The sequence below is a fragment of the Leucobacter sp. M11 genome, from assembly GCF_035726885.1.
Taxonomy (GTDB): Bacteria; Actinomycetota; Actinomycetes; order Actinomycetales; family Microbacteriaceae; genus JAPFRB01.
Window position 1 is genome coordinate 135,591 of record NZ_JAPFRB010000001.1, and the last position, 787, is coordinate 136,377.

Consider the following 787-nt stretch of genomic DNA (forward strand, 5'->3'; position numbering starts at 1 on the left):
ACCGCGCGGAGGGGCGCGGTGCGGGGGTCGAGGGGGACGACGTTCGGGGTCCCGGTGACGGGGTCGGGGACGACCAGGGCGTGCAGGCCGAAGACCTCCTCGATGCGTTGCGGGGTGATGACGTCTTGGGGTGTGCCCACCGTGACGATGCGGCCCTCGCGCATGACGATGAGGTGGTCGGCGTATCGGGCGGCCTGGTTGAGGTCGTGGAGGACGGCGACGAGGGTTTTCCCGTCGTCGTGGAAGCCGCGGAACAGTTCCATGAGCTCGTATTGGTGGGCGATGTCGAGGAAGGTGGTGGGTTCGTCGAGCAGCATGATGGGGGTGTCCTGGGCGAGGAGCATGGCTACCCAGACGCGTTGGCGTTGGCCGCCGGAGAGTTCGTCGACGAGGCGGGAGGACAGCTCGGTGAGTTTCGTGGCGGCGAGGGCGCGGCTGACCGCGGTCTCGTCGCTGTCGCGCCACTGCTGGATGAGGTTTTGGTAGGGGGCTCGGCCGCGGGCGATGAGGTCGGCGACGCGGATCCCGTCCGGGGACAGCGACGACTGCGGGAGCAGGCCCAGCTGCCGGGCGACCTCTTTCGATTTGTAGGCGCTGATGGCTTTGCCGTCCAGGAGGACGCGACCCGCGGAGGGGGTGAGCACGCGGGCGAGGGCGCGCAGGAGCGTGGATTTGCCGCAGCCGTTGGGGCCGATGATCGCGGTGAAGGAGCCGTCGGGGATGTCCACGGAGAGGTCTTCGGAGATGATGCGTTTGTCGTAGCCGATGGTGGCGTGCTCCACGAGGA

Annotated in this window: 1 protein-coding gene; it reads right to left on the reverse strand. The window is 68.6% G+C overall.

Going from position 1 to position 787, the window contains the following annotated elements:
- Positions 1 to 782 (reverse strand): ABC transporter ATP-binding protein (locus OOT08_RS00680; protein WP_325090669.1); only part of this gene is annotated, 782 nt, incomplete at its 3' end.
- Positions 783 to 787 lie beyond the last annotated feature (5 nt).